The organism is Oleiphilus sp. HI0123 (genome assembly GCF_001635315.1).
Genome location: NZ_LWGE01000069.1, coordinates 1 through 1,453, shown reverse-complemented (window position 1 = coordinate 1,453; position 1,453 = coordinate 1). Strand labels below are relative to the sequence as shown.

Below are 1,453 nucleotides of genomic sequence, written 5' to 3'. Positions count from 1 at the left end.
CTTGGCAAGCAATGTCTTACCGGTACCCGGCTGACCAACCATCAATACGCCACGTGGAATCTTGCCACCCAAGCGTTGAAATTTGCTTGGATCCCGCAAAAACTCTACAAGCTCTTTAACATCTTCTTTAGCTTCATCAACACCGGCCACATCAGCAAAGGTTGTCTTAATTTGGTCTTCACTCATTAAACGAGCTTTACTCTTACCGAACGACATTGGTCCCTTGCCGCCACCGCCGCCCTGCATCTGGCGCATAAAAAACATAAATACAGCGATAATGACAAGAATAGGGAATGAAGCGACTAGCAGCTGAGTCCAAATACTTTGCTGCTCTGGCTCCTTACCAACAACCCGAACCTTGTTCTCAATCAGGTCATGCATTAAGCCAGGGTCTTCAACCATTGGACGAACGGTTTCATAATGACGCCCATCGGTCGTCACCACATCAAAGTGCAAACCATCAATGGCAACTTCCTTAACCTGCCCCCCTTGAACTAATTCTATGAATTGTGAATAGTCCATTGGCTTCACTTTTTGTTGGCCATTGAAGTTGTTAAACACTGTCAACAAAACTGCTGCTATCACCAACCACAGAACCAGGTTTTTTACCATGTCATTCAAAGGAGAATCCCTCTTTTACCAGTATCTTTAGATACTTAATTTACGATTAAACAAACTAATTTAGTATTTCCCGAAATAATATTCCGAGACATTTCAAAACTTACACGACATAAGTCGACAACAAAGCAAAACCAAAGTGGCTCAATATACCGCCTGATTTCTTAAATAGCTATGCCCTGACAGGAGTTTTAAACACCTTTAATTTGTAAGGCATTCAACCCTTAAACCCAACACCTACTTGATAGATTTCCCGCGAGCGGGCCCTTGAAGCGTCCGGCTTACGGCTATATACCTTAGTAAACATCTGTCGCATATCTCCAATCAAGGAGTCAAAGCCCTCCCCCTGAAAAACCTTAGCGATAAATGCGCCATTAGGTTTTAAAGTTTGTCGCGCCATATCCAGAGCTAACTCAACCAGATACATCGCATTGGGTATATCAGAAGCAGCATTCCCACTCATATTGGGGGCCATATCTGAGATTACAAGGTCTACTTGACCATCAATTTCTGCCATAAGACGATCAAACACGTCTTCTTCAGTAAAGTCACCCTGAACAAAAGTCACATCAGGCAAGGCATCCATAGATAAAATATCGCTAGCGATTACCTTTCCACTTGGCCCAACCAGCTCTTGCGCTACCTGAGTCCAACCACCAGGCGCTGCCCCCAGGTCAATCACCGTCATACCCGGCTTAAACAGGCGGTCTTTTTTTTGAATCTCTAACAATTTGTAGCTGGCACGAGAACGATACCCATCTTCCTGTGACTGTTTTACATACTGATCATCGAAGTGCTCTTTCAACCACTTGGAACTTGATTTTGAACGAGCCAT

The 1,453-nt window shown here is 44.0% G+C and carries 2 protein-coding genes; both read right to left on the bottom strand.

Going from position 1 to position 1,453, the window contains the following annotated elements:
* Window positions 1–612 (bottom strand): ATP-dependent metallopeptidase FtsH/Yme1/Tma family protein (locus A3761_RS00765; RefSeq protein WP_304439559.1); only part of this gene is annotated, 612 nt, incomplete at its 3' end.
* A 223-nt stretch (window positions 613–835) separates the two neighbouring features.
* Window positions 836–1,453: a 23S rRNA (uridine(2552)-2'-O)-methyltransferase RlmE gene (rlmE, locus tag A3761_RS00760; protein WP_068515313.1), complete on the bottom strand. Its 618-nt coding sequence runs from the start codon at window positions 1,451–1,453 to the stop codon at window positions 836–838.